The following is a 15,378-nucleotide window of genomic DNA, read 5'->3' on the forward strand; positions in this document are numbered from 1 at the left end:
GAATTACTTACGCAGTTCGACGCGACGGTTTTGAGCCCAGGACTGCTCGTCGTTGCCGGTAGCAACTGGACGCTCTTCGCCGTAGGAAACCAGTTCCAGCTGAGCTGGGGAAACACCTTGCAGTACCAGGTAGCGCTGAACGGCTTTCGCACGACGCTCGCCCAGTGCCATGTTGTACTCACGAGTACCACGTTCGTCGGTGTTGCCTTCCAGAACAACGCGAGCGCCGTTTGCTTTCAGGTCTTTGGCGTGAACGTCCAGAGCGCGCATGGCTTCTGGCTTCAGGTCCGAGCTGTCGTATTCGAAGTAGAAGGTGGTGATTGCGCGCAGAGCAGCTTCTTCGCTCAGGGAGCCATCAACGGCACCAGTGTTAGCGCCGTAACCAGCGTTTGGATCAACAGCGCCTTCACCGGCGTTGTCGCCGCCTTTGGACGAGCAACCTACAGCTACAGCCATGGCCAGAGCCAGCGCAGCAAATTTACCAAACTTCAGCATTTCCATCGTGAAACTCCTAATGAACCCCAGTGTGTTAAGTAAAACGTGTAGCGCCGCGTCAGTTCAGGTAAGGGGACCAGGAAGGTTCTCTGACTTCGCCTTGTGCGGTAGGAAGCGGGAGCCTTACGCGTCCATTAATGGACACGAGCATCAAGACTCCCCGGCCCTGCTGGCGGGTGGCGTAGATTACCATGGTGCCGTTGGGCGCAACAGTAGGCGACTCGTCCAGAGTGCTATCAGTGAGGATCTTTACACTACCGCGCTGCAAATCCTGGGCCGCCACCTTGAAATTAGTGAAGCCATCCTGGCGGTGAATCATCACCAGGGTCTTTTCATCAGCCGAAAGTTTAGGGTTTGCGTTGTAGTTACCAATAAAGGTCACACGTTCCGCACCACCACCACCGACGCTGGTTTTGTAGATCTGTGGCTTGCCGCCACGGTCAGAGGTGAAGTAGATGGTCGAACCATCCTTACCCCAGAACGGTTCGGTGTTGATGCCGGGACCGTTGGTGACGCGAGTGATCTGACGCGAACCCAGGTTCATCACGTAGATGTCCGGGTTACCGTCTTTCGACAGTACGAATGCCAGGCGATTGCCATCCGGCGACCAGGCTGGCGCGCCATTCAGGCCTTCGAAGTTGGTGATCTGCTCACGGCGACCGGTGTCGATGTTCTGCATGAAGATACGCGGACGCTTCTGCTCGAACGAGACGTAAGCGATGCGCTTGCCATCCGGTGCGAAACGCGGCGACAGGATCGGCTCGCGCGATTGCAGCAGGGTCACGGCGCGAGCACCGTCATAATCCGAGCGTTGCAGCGTGTAGCGCGTGTTCTTCTCGGAGAAGCGTTCGGCCGTCACGTACAGCAGACGAGTCGAGAACGCACCTTTGATGCCGGTGAGCTTTTCAAACGACTGGTCGGCGATGTAGTGGGACATGTCGCGCAGTTGATCGACGCTGCCCGACACGCTGCCGGTCAGCACTTGCTGCTCGGTGGCGACGTTGAACAGAGCGTATTGAACCTGCAGGCGACCACCCGATGGCACGATGCTGCCAACCATAATGTACTGGGCGTTGATCGCCTTCCAGTCACGGAAAATGATTTCGCTGGCCTGGCTCGGCTGGCTGATCATGTTCTGCTTTGGAATCGGCGCGTAGTAACCCGAGTTGCGAAGGTCGTTACCGATGATCTCGGCCATGTCGTCCGGCAGCACGGTGCCGCCCTGGAAACCGAATGGCACTACGGCAATTGGAGTTGCCTGGGAGCTACCACTGCTGACCAGGATATTTTTTTCATCTGCGGTGGCCAGTCCTGCAAAGCAGAACATGACTACAAGCAGTCCTCGAAGAAGGTTTCTCACAAGGCTAGATCCTCAGGTGTGAATGTCATCTTGAATGAACGATAGGGTGCGAAATCAGCTGGCTTCAGACCCTGCATTTCGGTCAATCGACCAATATTTTTTACCGCCGCTACCGCTGAGCTGTCGAACGGTACATCACCGCTGGACTTGGCAACCGATACGCCGGAGATTGTTCCATCAGGCAGCATGTTGATTTGCAGGATCACCTTCATGCCCTTGCGGGCCGACGGTGGCTGCGCCCAACCTTCAGAAGCACGCGAGCGAATCAGATCGTCGAAGTTACCCGCGACTTCATCACCCTGCTCATCCGCCAAGGCCTGCTGACGCTCCGGCGTGTCGGAAAGCAAATCGGCCAGGGCCTGAGCCTTTTTCTCATCGACCGATTTACGCGCCGCTTCCTGCGATTTTTTCTTCGCAGCATCGGCAGCAGCTTTCTTCTTCGCGTCTTCGGCGACTTTCTTCTTCGCCTCTTCAGCTTCAGATTTCTTCTTGGCGTCTTCCGCGGCTTTCTTCTTCGCGTCTTCGACAATCTTTTTCTTGGCTTCTTCAGCGGCCGCTTTCTTGGCCTCTTCTTCAGCTGCTTTCTTGGCTTCTTCTTCAGATTTCTTCTTGGCTATATCAGCCAATTGTTTCTCTTCAGCCTTTTTGGCTTCGGCGGTCTTCTTCGCTTCATCGGCTTTCTTGGCTTCATCAGCCTTTTTTGCCTCTTCCGCTTTTTTAGTCTCGTCGGCCTTCTTGGATTCTTCGGCTTTTTGAGCCGCATCTTCCTTCTTTTGTTCCGCGGCCTTGATCGCTTCCTGTTCGATCTTTTTCTGTTCCATCTGTTCGACTTCGGTCTGACGCGCGGCAGATTTCTTCGCCTCACCCGCAATCTTCTGATTGGTCTGGGTGGTCGCCTGACTCTTCGATTTCAGCTGGTACAAGGTCGCCTGGACAATCGGCTTGGCCGGCGGCAATTCCGGTGTGAAGGCGAAACTGACGAACAGCATGCCGAACACCAGCACGTGCAAGACAATCGCCAGGACACTAGGCCAGAAGTAGCTTTCCGAGGCGGACGGCTCTCGCATTTGCTGCATCAGGGTGCCTCGGTAATCAAGCCAACATTACCGACCCCGGCTTTCTGCAACCCGCCCATGGCGCCCATTACGGAACCGTAATCGACGGTCTTGTCGCCGCGAATGAACACCTGGGTGCGCTTGCCGCCTTCAGTGCCGGCTCGGATGATCTTGGTCACCGCGTCAGTCATCTGCGGCAAGGTCATGGCCTTGTCCTGTTGCTTTTCAGTGTCGACTTCGCTGCCAAGGTTCCAGTAGTAGGTCTTGTCAGACTTGATCGAAATGGTCAGGACCTGGGTGTTGTTGTCCTGCGGCAAGGCTTCGCTGGAAACCTTGGGCAGATCAACTTTCACGCCCTGATTGAGCATCGGAGCGGTCACCATGAAGATGACCAGCAGTACCAGCATCACGTCGATGTAAGGCACCACGTTCATCTCGGCAACCGGCTTGCGCTTTTTGCGAGCTCGAGCGATTAAAGCCATTGGAAATTACCTGCTTATTCTTCGCTGGTGTGCACTTTGCGGTGCAGGATCGCCTGGAATTCATCGGCGAAGGTGTAGTAACGGCCCAGCAGGGTTTCGCCGCGAGCAGCAAAACGGTTGTAAGCGATAACGGCCGGGATGGCGGCGAACAGGCCGATCGCAGTGGCGATCAGTGCTTCGGCAATACCTGGAGCCACAGTGGCCAGGGTCGCTTGCTGGGCAGTGGCCAGGCCACGGAAGGAGTTCATGATCCCCCAGACGGTACCGAACAGACCGATGTACGGGCTGACGGAACCGACGGTGGCGAGGAACGGCAGGCTCTGCTCGAGCTTTTCTTCTTCACGGGAAATGGCGACGCGCATGGCACGGGCCACGCCTTCCATGACCGCTTCCGGATCGACGCCTGGCTGCTGACGCAGACGGGAGAATTCCTTGAAACCGGCACGGAAGATCTGCTCGACGCCCGAATCCGGATCAGGGTTGCTGCCGGCCTGACGGTAGAGTTTGGACAGGTCGATGCCAGACCAGAAGCGCTCTTCAAAGCTCTCCAGGGCACGTCGACCGGCACGCAGCAGGTTGCTGCGCTGAAAGATCATGATCCATGAGGTCACCGATGCGGCTACCAGGATCAGCATTACCAGTTGCACCACGATACTGGCATTGCTGACCAGGCTCCACATGGAGGAATGGTCGACGACGTTAGCTTCCACGCTTTATCTCCTGCTTTGAGTGTGTACCCGCGCCGCTCACGTCGGCAAAGGCCGCACGTAGAGCTTCGGGAATGGCCCGGGGTTTTAAACTTTCAGTGCGCACACAGGCCACCAGAAACTGCCCTTCGCAGAGCAGCGCATTATCCGTGGCTCGCCTGACCTGCTGCTTGAAGCGCAGGCTGACACGGTTCAATTCGATTACTTCAGCGCTTACCAGAAGCTCGTCGTCCAGTCGCGCCGGCGCGTGATAACGCGCTTCGCTGGAATGCACGACAAACAACAGGTCCTCTCCTGCCAGCTGGGACTGGGCAAAGCCCAGATCCCGGAGCCGCTCGGTGCGAGCCCGTTCCATAAACTTGAGGTAATTGACGTAATACACGATGCCGCCCGCATCGGTGTCCTCGTAATAAACGCGACAACGAAGTGCGAAAGGCTCAAGCCCGTTTTGCGCGCGCATACTCTAGTGCTTACTCCTCAGGTTGCCAATCCGGCCAGGCAACTGTTTTTCATTGATTCGCGGGTTTCTGGTGAAAGTACGGTCCTCAGACCGCACAAACTCCGAATAAATCAGCCCGCAAAGGTGATTAATCGTCTACGGCATCAAGGAACTCGTCTACCACGGGCATCTCGCCCAATCGTGACGGAATGTTTAAACCGAAGTGCAGATACGCGTGCCGGGTGACCACCCGCCCCCGCGGCGTGCGCATGATGTAGCCCTGCTGGATCAGGTACGGCTCCAGCACGTCTTCAATGGTATGGCGCTCCTCGCTGATCGCCGCCGCCAGACTGTCCACTCCGACCGGCCCACCGTCGAACTTCTCGATCATGGTCAACAGCAGGCGCCGATCCTGGTGATCGAAGCCACGTTCGTCGACATCCAGCAGGTTCAAGGCCAGGTCGGCGATCGGTTTGGTGATGTGGCCCTTGGCTCGAACTTCGGCAAAATCCCGAACCCGGCGCAGCAAGCGGTTGGCGATCCGCGGGGTGCCACGGGCACGGCGGGCGATTTCAAAGGCGCCTTCCGGGTCCAGCGGCAAGCCGAGGATGTTCGCCGAACGGCTGACAATCGTCGCCAGGTCGGCGGTGTTGTAGAACTCCAGGCGCTGCACGATGCCGAAGCGGTCGCGCAACGGATTGGTCAGCATGCCGGCACGGGTCGTCGCTCCCACCAGGGTGAACGGCGGCAGATCCAATTTGATCGAGCGCGCAGCCGGCCCTTCACCGATCATGATGTCGAGCTGGAAATCTTCCATGGCCGGGTACAGCACTTCTTCGACGATCGGCGACAGCCGATGGATTTCGTCGATGAACAGCACGTCGTGAGGCTCAAGGTTAGTCAACAGCGCCGCCAGATCACCCGGACGCTCAAGCACCGGGCCCGAGGTGCTTTTGATCGACACGCCCATTTCCTGGGCGATGATGTTCGCCAGGGTGGTCTTGCCCAGACCCGGCGGGCCAAAGATCAGCGTGTGGTCCAGGGACTCGTTACGCCCGCGTGCGGCCTGGATGAACAACTCCATTTGCTCGCGAACGGTCGGCTGGCCAATGTATTCGGCCAGGCTGACAGGACGAATCGCCCGGTCCTGGACTTCTTCGCGGTCGCGAGGGCCTGGCGTGGCGGCAATCAGACGATCAGCTTCAATCACTTAGATCATTCCCTTCAGGGCACGACGAATCATGTCTTCACTGCTCAAACCTTTCTCCTTGATCGCGGAAATCGCCTTGCTGGCTTCCTGCGGCTTGTAGCCCAGGGAAATCAGCGCGCTGACCGCGTCATTTTCGGCGGTGGCGACCGGCGCCGCATCAGGCCCGCCCGGCTGGTTCGGCACCAGGGCGAACATCGCCGGCACCGTTTCCCACGCTTTGAAGCGATCCTTGAGTTCCACCAGCAAACGCTCGGCGGTCTTCTTGCCCACGCCCGGCACCTTGGTCAGCGCCGAAGTGTCCTGGGATTGCACGCAACGTACCAGCTCATCCACTTCCAGGCTCGACATCAACGCCAGGGCCAATTTCGGCCCTACACCATTGAGACGGATCAACTCGCGAAAAAAGTCTCGCTCACGCTTGCCGAAGAAGCCATAGAGTAACTGCGCGTCTTCACGTACGACCAAATGGGTGTGCAAGGTCAGCGGTTCACCGACCGACGGCAAGCGATACAGCGTGGTCATGGGCACTTCCAGCTCATACCCCAGACCGTTTACATCCAGAATCAGGTGCGGCGGCTGTTTCTCAGCCAGTGTGCCGCGCAAGCGTCCAATCACGTTTCAGATCCTTGAGCGTTGGCCAGATCAATGACTGGCGACTGACAGAACAAGGGTTTTGCGCCGACAACACAGGCGCAAAACCCTCATTCGCTAAAAATGACTGCTGATGCTATCAGAGACGCAGGCGCCCGCCACGACTGCGTGCCGTTCCCAGGCCATGGGGCAACAGGCTGGAACGGGTATGCGCGTGACAAATGGCAATGGCCAGGGCATCCGAAGCATCGATTTGCGGCTTGCTGGTCAGTTTCAGCATGTGCATGACCATCATCTGCACCTGCTCTTTATTGGCGGCACCGGTGCCGGTCACCGCTTGCTTGACCTGGGTCGCGGTGTACTCGGCGATCTCCAGGCTCTCTTCGGCACCCGCCACAATCGCAGCACCGCGGGCCTGACCGAGCTTGAGGGCAGAGTCGGCATTGCGCGCCATGAAGACTTTTTCAATGCCCATGGTCACCGGGCCGTAGGTCTGGATGACTTCACGCACACCGCGATAGACGATTTGCAGACGCTCATGCAATTCGCCGGACCCGGTGCGAATGCAGCCCGATGCCACGTAAACGCAGCCACGCCCGGTATCACGTACCACGCCATAACCGGTGATGCGCGAACCGGGGTCGATACCAAGAATTAAAGTCATAACGCCTGCGGGTTTGGTAAGAGCACGATATTCATTACAGCGAATAACAAAAGTGGGAGCGAACTGTGGCGAGGGGATTTATCCCCGTTGGGTCGCGAAGCGGCCCTGAACCTGCGAATACGGAGATTTCAGAAAAACCGTAATCACTGGGTCTGCGACTGCTTCGCAGCCGAACGGGGATAAATCCCCTCGCCACTGCCCGCTCCCACATGAGATCTTACTCGCCCTTAACCCAGCTGTGCGGCTACCGACTCAGGAATATCCGCGTTGGAATAGACGTTTTGCACGTCATCCAGGTCTTCGAGCATGTCTATCAGCTTGAGCACCTTCTCGGCGCCTTCCAGGTCCAATTCGGCACTGGTGGTCGGCAGCATCACGATTTCCGCGTCATCGCCTTTGAAACCCGCCGCTTCCAGCGCGTTTCGCACGGAGTAGAAGCCGGCGAACGAGGTGAACACATCAATCGAGCCGTCTTCATGAGTGACCACGTCATCGGCGTCGGCTTCCATGGCCGCTTCCATCAGCGCGTCTTCATCGACACCCGGCGCGAAGGAAATCTGCCCCTTGCGCTCGAACAGATAAGCCACCGAACCGTCGGTGCCCAGGTTGCCACCACACTTGCTGAACGCATGGCGAACCGCGGCGGCGGTGCGGTTACGGTTGTCGGTCATGCACTCGACCATCACGGCCACACCGCCCGGGCCATAACCTTCGTAGGTCAGCTCGACCATGTCGTCGGTGTCGGCAGCACCGGCACCGCGGGCGACCGCGCGATCAATGATGTCGCGGCTCATATTTGCGCCAAGGGCCTTGTCCAGCGCCAGACGCAGGCGCGGGTTGGAACCTGGATCACCGCCGCCCTGACGGGCAGCAACGGTCAGCTCACGAATCCACTTGGTGAAAATCTTGCCCTTCTTGGCATCCTGACGTTCTTTGCGGTGCTTGATGTTCGCCCACTTGGAATGACCCGCCATATCTCGCTCCGAATTCTCTTTGAAACATTGCCCGCTGCGCAGATGCGCCAGCCAGCAAACAAAATCTCGACCTGTCCCTATAAAGAAAAGGCGCATCCGAAGATGCGCCCTTCAGGACAGCCTTACTCAGCTTTTGGCGTTTCGCGCAGACGAATGTGCAGTTCGCGCAATGCCTTGGCATCTACCACACCCGGTGCCTGAGTCATGACGTCAGCCGCGCTCTGGGTTTTCGGGAAGGCAATCACTTCACGGATCGACTGGGCGCCGGTCATCAGCATCACTAGACGGTCCAGACCGAAGGCCAGGCCACCGTGCGGCGGCGCGCCGTATTTCAGGGCGTCGAGCAGGAAGCCGAATTTCTCTTCCTGTTCCGCTTCGTTGATACCCAGCAGACGGAACACCGACTGTTGCATTTCCTTGCGGTGGATACGGATCGAACCGCCACCCAGCTCGGTGCCGTTCAGGACCATGTCGTAGGCACGGGACAGAGCGGTCGCCGGGTTGGCTTCCAGTTCTTCCGGGGTGCACTTCGGTGCGGTGAACGGGTGGTGCAAGGCGCTGAAGCTGCCGTCGTCGTTCTCTTCGAACATCGGGAAGTCGACAACCCACATTGGCGCCCACTTGCAGGTCAGCAGGTCCAGGTCGTTACCGACCTTGATCCGCAGCGCGCCCAGGGCTTCGCTGACGATCTTGGCTTTGTCGGCACCGAAGAACACGATGTCGCCGTCAACCGCGCCAACGCGATCGAGGATCACGTTGAGGTTGGCCTCAGGGATGTTCTTGACGATTGGCGACTGCAGGCCTTCCACGCCCTTCGCGCGCTCGTTGACCTTGATGTACGCCAGGCCCTTGGCACCGTAGATGCCGACGAACTTGGTGTAGTCGTCGATCTGCTTGCGCGGCATGCTCGCAGCGCCAGGTACACGCAAGGCGGCAACACGGCATTTCGGATCGTTGGCAGGACCGCTGAAGACCTTGAAGTCGACTTCTTTGAGCTGGTCGGCTACGTCCACCAGTTCCAGCGGGTTACGCAGGTCAGGCTTGTCGGAACCGTAACGACGCATGGCTTCTTCGAAGGTCATGTGCGGGAATTCGCCGAATTCCAGGTCCAGCACTTCCTTGAACAGGTTGCGGATCATGCCTTCGGTGAGGCCCATGATGTCTTTTTCATCGAGGAAGCTGGTTTCGATGTCGATCTGGGTGAATTCTGGTTGACGGTCGGCACGCAGGTCCTCGTCGCGGAAGCACTTGGCGATCTGATAGTAACGGTCGAAGCCGGCCACCATCAGCAACTGCTTGAACAGCTGCGGCGATTGCGGCAAGGCGAAGAACGAACCGGCGTGAGTACGGCTCGGTACCAGATAATCACGTGCGCCTTCCGGAGTAGCACGGGTCAGGATTGGCGTCTCGACGTCGAGGAAGCCGTTCTCGTCCAGGTAGCGGCGGATGCTGGTGGTCATGCGCGAACGCAGACGCAGCTTCTCGGCCATTTCCGGGCGGCGCAGATCAAGGAAGCGATAACGCAGGCGGGTTTCTTCACCGACGTCGGAGTACTCGTTCAGCGGGAACGGCGGGGTTTCCGATTCGTTCAGCACTTCCAGCTCGTAACCCAGGACTTCGATCATGCCCGACGCCATGTTGGCGTTGGTGGCACCGGCCGGACGCAGGCGAACCTTGCCGGTGATCTTCACGACATACTCGCTGCGCACGCGATCGGCGGCGGCGAAGCTCTCGGCGCGGTCCGGGTCGAACACCACCTGGGCCAGACCGTCACGATCACGGATATCGAGGAAAATCACCCCACCGTGGTCACGGCGACGGTGAACCCATCCGCAAAGGGTAATTTCCTGGCCTTCCAGGGCTTCGTTCAGTTGGCCGCAATAATGGCTGCGCATCATGGTAGTGGTTTCACTTCTCGTAATCGAAATTCGGTTGGAGCCCCTGCAGATTTTGCTAGGGCTCGCGCGTGTCGTTCAACTCAGGTTCCAGACCTTAGTCAGCTTTGTCGCCGCCGGCCAGATTCTTCTTGGAACCGGTCTTGAAATCGGTTTCGTACCAGCCGGTGCCGCTCAGGCGGAAGCCCGGCATGGACAGCATCTTTTTAAGCTCTGGCGCCTGGCAGGCAGGGCAGTCGACCAGCGGTGCTGCGCTGATCTTTTGAATGGCTTCCAACTGATGACCACAGGAAGCACATTGATAGTCGTACATCGGCATGGGGGTTGTCTCGGCGATCAGATTGCTACCGCATACGCTGGGTTTTGCGGCAAAGAGCGGGATTATATCCATTAAATGCGGCCTGTGCAGCCGTAAGACTGCACGGACCGACACTCTGCCCGATCCACCGCTGTGGCTAAGGCATTGCGACACAGCCGCCTTCTTTCAGGCTATGCACGACGCAGACAACCCGCACCAGCCCGGTAAAGTTCTTGACCCCGCCATGACGCAAGTGCACTTCGCGGTCCACATGGGACAGCAGCGCACTGACCGTACAACAATTGACCTTGGCCATATCGCCCAGAATATCCCAGTACACCTGCTCAAGCCGCAAGCAGGTGGCGAAGCCGTTCAACCTCACCGACCGGGACAGAGGCCGGGCCAGCCCCATATCAAATTCGCTGACAAACGGATCGATCTTTATATCCTTGACCGGACCGACCCTCCCCTCGCTTCGCCTGTCTCCATAATCCATATCGTTGACACTCCTTTGTCATCCTTGCCTTCTGTAAGAGCACTCTCGTGGCCTTATAAAAGCGCAGGCGCAAAGGTATATCCAGATGACTTTATGACCATCGACGTAGGATAAGCCAACAGCTGTAGGGCGATCATGGACAGCGTCCTAGGCCGGCCATATTCCTACGCAACCAGACGAATTTTAACGAGAGCAAAAGCGATTTTAAGAAGGCAAAGACCGCGAACAACGCCCGATGGGCATCATTCGCGTATTGACGATATTACTGATCCAGCAGAGAACGCAGCATCCACGCAGTTTTTTCGTGGACTTGCATGCGCTGGGTCAGCAGGTCAGCCGTTGGCTCGTCACTGACTTTTTCCAGCAGTGGAAAGATCCCGCGCGCCGTACGGGTGACCGCTTCCTGGCCATCGACAAGCTGCTTGATCATGTCTTCGGCGCTCGGCACGCCGGCTTCTTCCTTAATAGAAGACAGCCGCGCATAAATCGAATAGGCGCCTGGCGCAGGAAATCCGAGGGCGCGAATGCGCTCGGCAATCGAATCGACGGCCAGGGCCAACTCGTTGTATTGCTCCTCGAACATCAGGTGCAGGGTCCGAAACATGGGACCGGTGACATTCCAATGGAAGTTATGGGTTTTCAAATACAGCACATAAGTGTCCGACAGCAGACGCGAAAGCCCGTCGACGATGGACTTGCGGTCCTCTTCACTGATACCGATATCGATTGCCATGTTTATCCCCTAAAGGTGATGAGTTCATCCAACAGGTGCAGGACCACTCTAGCAAGCCTGCCACCCCCTCGCAGCCCGGGATTGCACAATACCCTGCGACAAATCGCCCCTCGGAGCACCGCTGGACTGCCTGATTTGAGTAGCTGCAGGCTTTGCTGTTAAATAGACAGTGTGTCGCGACCGCCTATTTTCCGGGGGCTGCGCATAGGCTGGTACCGGGTACGTGTCCAACGCCTCTTATTGTTCTGAAGCGAACCGTGCTCCATCAGCTCTTCCTTGTGATCTGTCTTAACGTGAGTTAATCAAAATGTTGAAAATCGTCCACCTGCTAATGGGCGCAGCAGCTTTGCTGTTGTCCTTCATCCCTAGCCTGCGATCCGAAGCACTACCTTACCTGCAACAACCCGATGCGCTGTACCTGGCCTTTTTCGGCCTGCTCAACCTCACCCTTGCTCCCGTTATCCCTTACTGGAACAAAGGCCCGCGTCACCAACTGCAAAACCTGGTCAGCGCCCTGCTGGTCCTGGCCGTCGTCCTGCAAACCCTGACGTTGCTCGCGCCGATGCCTGTCATCGCCGGTCAACCTGCCGTCCTGTTCAGCCTGGTGGCTGCGCTGATCGCCGTTCTCCTGCACCTGGCTATCAGCTTCTACAAATCTTCACCGGCCGCCGCCTCGCCAAGCTATGACATGAGCAACCGCGATACCGGCACCGTCAAGTGGTTCAACACCTCCAAAGGCTTCGGCTTTATTTCCCGTGATTCCGGCGATGATATTTTCGTGCATTTCCGGGCCATTCGTGGCGAAGGTCACCGTGTTCTGGTCGAAGGCCAGCGCGTGGAGTTCTCCGTCATGAATCGTGACAAAGGGCTGCAAGCCGAAGACGTGATTGCCGCCCTGCCGCGTCGCTGACTCAAGGCTGAAAAAAAAACCGCGAACAGCCTGGCTGTTCGCGGTTTTTTATTGCCTGCGGTTTCAATAATGCGGCGGCGGCGCTTCTTCTTCGAAGGTTTCGAACTGCCCGGCCATTTCTTCCTGGCGCTTGAGCAAGGCGGCCATCTGCAATTGCAGGCGCTCAACGGCGCGCTGCTGCGTCGCCAGCACATCGCTCAATGACTGGATGGTGTCATCCTGAAAGGCCAGCTGGCTCTCCAGATCAGTAACGCGATCTTCCAGGCTCATGATTCAACCCTCCAGAAACGTGAAGTCATGGGTCAACAGCAGACGCAGCCGCTCGCGAATAACCGCGACCTGCGCTGCGCTGTAAGGCACGGCCGGGTGTTTGCCCCAGACCGGGGCTGGCCAGGCGGCGTCCTCACGCTTGCGCACAATCACATGCATGTGCAACTGACTGACAACATTACCCAGCGCCGCGACATTCAACTTGTCGGCGTCGAACGAATCCTTGAGCAGTTCCGCCAGCGTGGTTACTTCCTGCCAGAGCTGCTGTTGATCTGCGACACTCAACTGAAATATCTCACTGATATCTTCACGGCGTGGCACCAGGATGAACCAGGGGTAGTTCGAATCATTGGATAACAGCAACCGGCAAAGCGGGAAATCGCCAATCGGTAGCGTGTCTTGTTGAAGTCGTGAATCTAAAGCGAACACCGCGCGCACTCCCGCATTCATCATTTTTCAGCTTAGCGCGCCTCCCAAGCGGCAGCGAACCAAGCGACAGGACGGCAGCATACCTGTGAACGCCACTGGCTTCACGCCGCACGAACGCCCCGATATGGGCCTTTTTTGCTCACGACGCACCATTACAGAACCGAAGATCACACCGAAAACGCCGAAATGACTGATAACCAATGAATAGTTCCAGATGAGTCCGTTACCGCACTGTGTGATTTCAGCACAGCGATTAAGATTTTTTGCACCAAAACCGCACAGTGCGTCTACGCTGAGTTCGTCAGCATCCGCCAAGTACTCACTGGAGGGGTGAACCGGTAACATTTTTTGTTGTCACGCCGCCCACCGTCGGGTGACAACACCATGCAACGCACGGCGTCAAGCGCACAAAAAACGCGCTTGAAGCCCCCGGTTTTATGAGGTTTTTACAGCGACAGGCAGGCTTTCAGAAAAAAACAGCTGCACAATTGCAGTTTGTGCACGCTTGTTGCATTCACACCCACATCGCCTTGGAAGCCTCCGCTGGAAGTGGAAGCCTCAAGGCAAATAAAAACAGCGGCAGGGTTGCCCGATGGAGATTCAAACGTTTCACCAGGGACTCTTTTTACCGACGTACACGCCTTGGAAAACAACATTAAAGTTGCCAGTCCTATTGCGTCGAGGCTCTAAATTTGCGACATCTACCAAGCTGTTTGCGACAGGGTCGTAAAGAAGCTGCAAGGTTAGATACGCAAGTATCGCCAACATGATCGGCGTGATATAAGTTTGCGCCGACACAATAAAGAAAGAGCCGCCCAGATAAAAAAACAGGTGGGACGGCAGTACTCTTCTAAAACCAAAGGAGCAAATCACGATGCGCGTGATGAAGTGGAGCATGATCGCACTGGCTGTTTCGGCCAGTACTTCGCAGTTAGCAATGGCGTCCTCTCAAGAGGAATCCAAGGGCTTTTTTGAAGATCAGAGTCTGAATGTTCATAGCCGTATGCTGTACATGAACCGTGATTTCAAAAACAACCCTAGCACTTCGCAAAGTTATCGCGAAGAGACTGGCCTCGGCGTACGTACTACGTACGAGTCGGGCTTCACTCAGGGCACCGTAGGTTTCGGTGTCGATGCCTTGGTCAATGCCATGGTCAAACTGGACAGTGGCCGTGGCCGCACCGGTAATGGCATGTTCGGTCGTGATAGCGAAGGCCGCCCGGAAGACACCCAATCCAAGGCTGGCGGTGCAGTTAAGTTCCGTCTGTCCGACACGGTCCTGAAATATGGTAACCAATACGTTGCCAGCCCTGTCTTCTCCACAGACGACAGCCGTCTGCTGCCAGAAGTTGCTACCGGCACCATCATCACCAGTAAAGAGATCAAAGGGCTGGAGCTGAGCGCTGGTCGTTTCACCGCTTTGAGTTCGCAGACTGGCATGGGCCGTGACAGCATCAACGGACCGCACAACCCAGGCCTCAGCAGTGCCAACATTGCCGGCGCGACCTACCAGTTCACCGACAATTTTGTAGCCGGCGTAGCTGCTTCCGATGTAGATGACTACTTCAAGAAGCAATACATCAACGCGAACTACACCCTGCCGATCAACGAAGATCAGTCCCTGAACTTCGACTTCAACGGCTATCGCTCCAAGAGCCAGGGTCAAGAGCTGAGCGGTGATGTTGACAACCGCATCTGGTCCCTTTCCGCTGCCTATAGCATCGGCGCCCACAAGTTCACCGTGGCGCACCAACGTTCCACTGGTGACACCGGCTACGTTTATGGCGTTGACGGCGGCGGTACCATCTTCCTCGCCAACTCCATTCAGTACTCTGACTTTAACGGTCAAGACGAGCGTTCGTGGCAGGCTCGCTACGACCTGAACATGAAAACCTATGGCGTTCCTGGCCTGAGCTTCATGACTCGTTACGTCCGGGGTGACAACATCACCACTGGCGCCGAAGAAGGTAAAGAACACGAGTTCGACTTCGAAACCAAGTACGTTATGCAAAGCGGTCCAGCCAAAGACCTGTCTTTCCGCGTACGTAGCGCGATCTACCGTACAAACTCTTCTTACAACGCCATCAACGGCAACGACAACAACGACTTCCGCTTCATCGTCGAATACCCACTGAGCATCTTGTAATTTCTCAGCGATAGTTCGATAGCCTCAAATCTGCAATAAAAAAACCGCTCACCTGATCAGGTGGGCGGTTTTTTTATGCCTGCCCGGTTTTCAATTCGTAAGCAGGCTAATAACGTTCACATGAATAACAGTAGGCAGCTAACATTCCTCAAGAGGCAGCAAAAAAAGCCCAGGCATCTATCGATACCTGGGCTTGTGCGTTTAACTTGACCGAACAGCCAAGT

The 15,378-nt window shown here is 56.9% G+C and carries 18 protein-coding genes; 2 read left to right on the forward strand and 16 right to left on the reverse strand.

What is annotated here, in order from left to right; translation table 11 throughout:
- Positions 1–3 precede the first annotated feature (3 nt).
- From pal to ACA060_RS22370, 14 genes are all read right to left on the reverse strand, one after another.
- Entirely contained in the window at positions 4–501 is a 498-nt protein-coding gene (pal, locus tag ACA060_RS22305) for a peptidoglycan-associated lipoprotein Pal (protein ID WP_003178634.1), read from the reverse strand.
- 52 nt (positions 502–553) lie between these two features.
- A complete protein-coding gene (gene tolB, locus ACA060_RS22310) occupies positions 554–1,822 on the reverse strand; it encodes a Tol-Pal system beta propeller repeat protein TolB (RefSeq protein WP_218277770.1) in 1,269 nt (422 codons plus the stop codon).
- Positions 1,823–1,851: 29 nt separating this feature from the next.
- Positions 1,852–2,931 (reverse strand): cell envelope integrity protein TolA, encoded by a 1,080-nt coding sequence (gene tolA, locus ACA060_RS22315; protein ID WP_109634293.1) that lies wholly within the window; start codon positions 2,929–2,931, stop codon positions 1,852–1,854.
- Positions 2,931–3,383, reverse strand: a complete 453-nt coding sequence (gene tolR, locus ACA060_RS22320) for a protein TolR (RefSeq protein ID WP_162556275.1) — start codon at positions 3,381–3,383, stop codon at positions 2,931–2,933. Before tolR ends, tolA begins: the two co-directional genes overlap by 1 nt.
- 23 nt (positions 3,384–3,406) lie before the next feature.
- A complete protein-coding gene (gene tolQ / locus ACA060_RS22325) occupies positions 3,407–4,102 on the reverse strand; it encodes a protein TolQ (protein ID WP_109634294.1) in 696 nt (231 codons plus the stop codon).
- Positions 4,092–4,559, reverse strand: a complete 468-nt coding sequence (gene ybgC / locus ACA060_RS22330) for a tol-pal system-associated acyl-CoA thioesterase (protein WP_010457477.1) — start codon at positions 4,557–4,559, stop codon at positions 4,092–4,094. Before ybgC ends, tolQ begins: the two co-directional genes overlap by 11 nt.
- A 127-nt stretch (positions 4,560–4,686) precedes the next feature.
- The gene (gene ruvB, locus ACA060_RS22335) at positions 4,687–5,748 is read right to left on the reverse strand and encodes a Holliday junction branch migration DNA helicase RuvB (protein WP_008147374.1); all 1,062 of its coding nucleotides are present in this window, start codon (positions 5,746–5,748) and stop codon (positions 4,687–4,689) included.
- Entirely contained in the window at positions 5,749–6,363 is a 615-nt protein-coding gene (gene ruvA, locus ACA060_RS22340) for a Holliday junction branch migration protein RuvA (protein ID WP_064679388.1), read from the reverse strand.
- A 115-nt stretch (positions 6,364–6,478) separates the two neighbouring features.
- Positions 6,479–7,003, reverse strand: coding sequence for a crossover junction endodeoxyribonuclease RuvC (gene ruvC / locus ACA060_RS22345; protein WP_008147379.1), 525 nt, complete (start codon positions 7,001–7,003; stop codon positions 6,479–6,481).
- 227 nt (positions 7,004–7,230) lie between these two features.
- Positions 7,231–7,977, reverse strand: coding sequence for a YebC/PmpR family DNA-binding transcriptional regulator (locus ACA060_RS22350; RefSeq protein ID WP_008072427.1), 747 nt, complete (start codon positions 7,975–7,977; stop codon positions 7,231–7,233).
- A gap of 122 nt (positions 7,978–8,099) precedes the next feature.
- A complete protein-coding gene (gene aspS / locus ACA060_RS22355) occupies positions 8,100–9,875 on the reverse strand; it encodes an aspartate--tRNA ligase (protein WP_497313238.1) in 1,776 nt (591 codons plus the stop codon).
- 94 nt (positions 9,876–9,969) lie between these two features.
- Positions 9,970–10,191: an FmdB family zinc ribbon protein gene (locus ACA060_RS22360; protein WP_010457489.1), complete on the reverse strand. Its 222-nt coding sequence runs from the start codon at positions 10,189–10,191 to the stop codon at positions 9,970–9,972.
- Between the two features lie 136 nt (positions 10,192–10,327).
- Positions 10,328–10,666: a ribbon-helix-helix domain-containing protein gene (locus ACA060_RS22365; protein WP_109634298.1), complete on the reverse strand. Its 339-nt coding sequence runs from the start codon at positions 10,664–10,666 to the stop codon at positions 10,328–10,330.
- Between the two features lie 262 nt (positions 10,667–10,928).
- Positions 10,929–11,399 (reverse strand): Dps family protein, encoded by a 471-nt coding sequence (locus ACA060_RS22370; RefSeq protein WP_094470990.1) that lies wholly within the window; start codon positions 11,397–11,399, stop codon positions 10,929–10,931.
- Between the two features lie 307 nt (positions 11,400–11,706).
- Between ACA060_RS22370 and ACA060_RS22375 the strand changes: the two genes are divergently transcribed.
- Entirely contained in the window at positions 11,707–12,309 is a 603-nt protein-coding gene (locus ACA060_RS22375; RefSeq protein ID WP_497313241.1) for a cold-shock protein, read from the forward strand.
- 63 nt (positions 12,310–12,372) lie between these two features.
- On the opposite strand, the gene ACA060_RS22380 is transcribed toward ACA060_RS22375, so the two are convergent.
- The gene (locus tag ACA060_RS22380) at positions 12,373–12,579 is read right to left on the reverse strand and encodes a SlyX family protein (RefSeq protein ID WP_010457497.1); all 207 of its coding nucleotides are present in this window, start codon (positions 12,577–12,579) and stop codon (positions 12,373–12,375) included.
- Between the two features lie 3 nt (positions 12,580–12,582).
- Entirely contained in the window at positions 12,583–13,008 is a 426-nt protein-coding gene (locus ACA060_RS22385) for an HIT domain-containing protein (RefSeq protein ID WP_497313243.1), read from the reverse strand.
- An 874-nt stretch (positions 13,009–13,882) separates the two neighbouring features.
- Between ACA060_RS22385 and ACA060_RS22390 the strand changes: the two genes are divergently transcribed.
- Positions 13,883–15,154 (forward strand): OprD family porin, encoded by a 1,272-nt coding sequence (locus ACA060_RS22390; protein ID WP_497313245.1) that lies wholly within the window; start codon positions 13,883–13,885, stop codon positions 15,152–15,154.
- Positions 15,155–15,378: the final 224 nt, after the last annotated feature.

The sequence above is a fragment of the Pseudomonas sp. LBUM1671 genome (assembly GCF_059695685.1).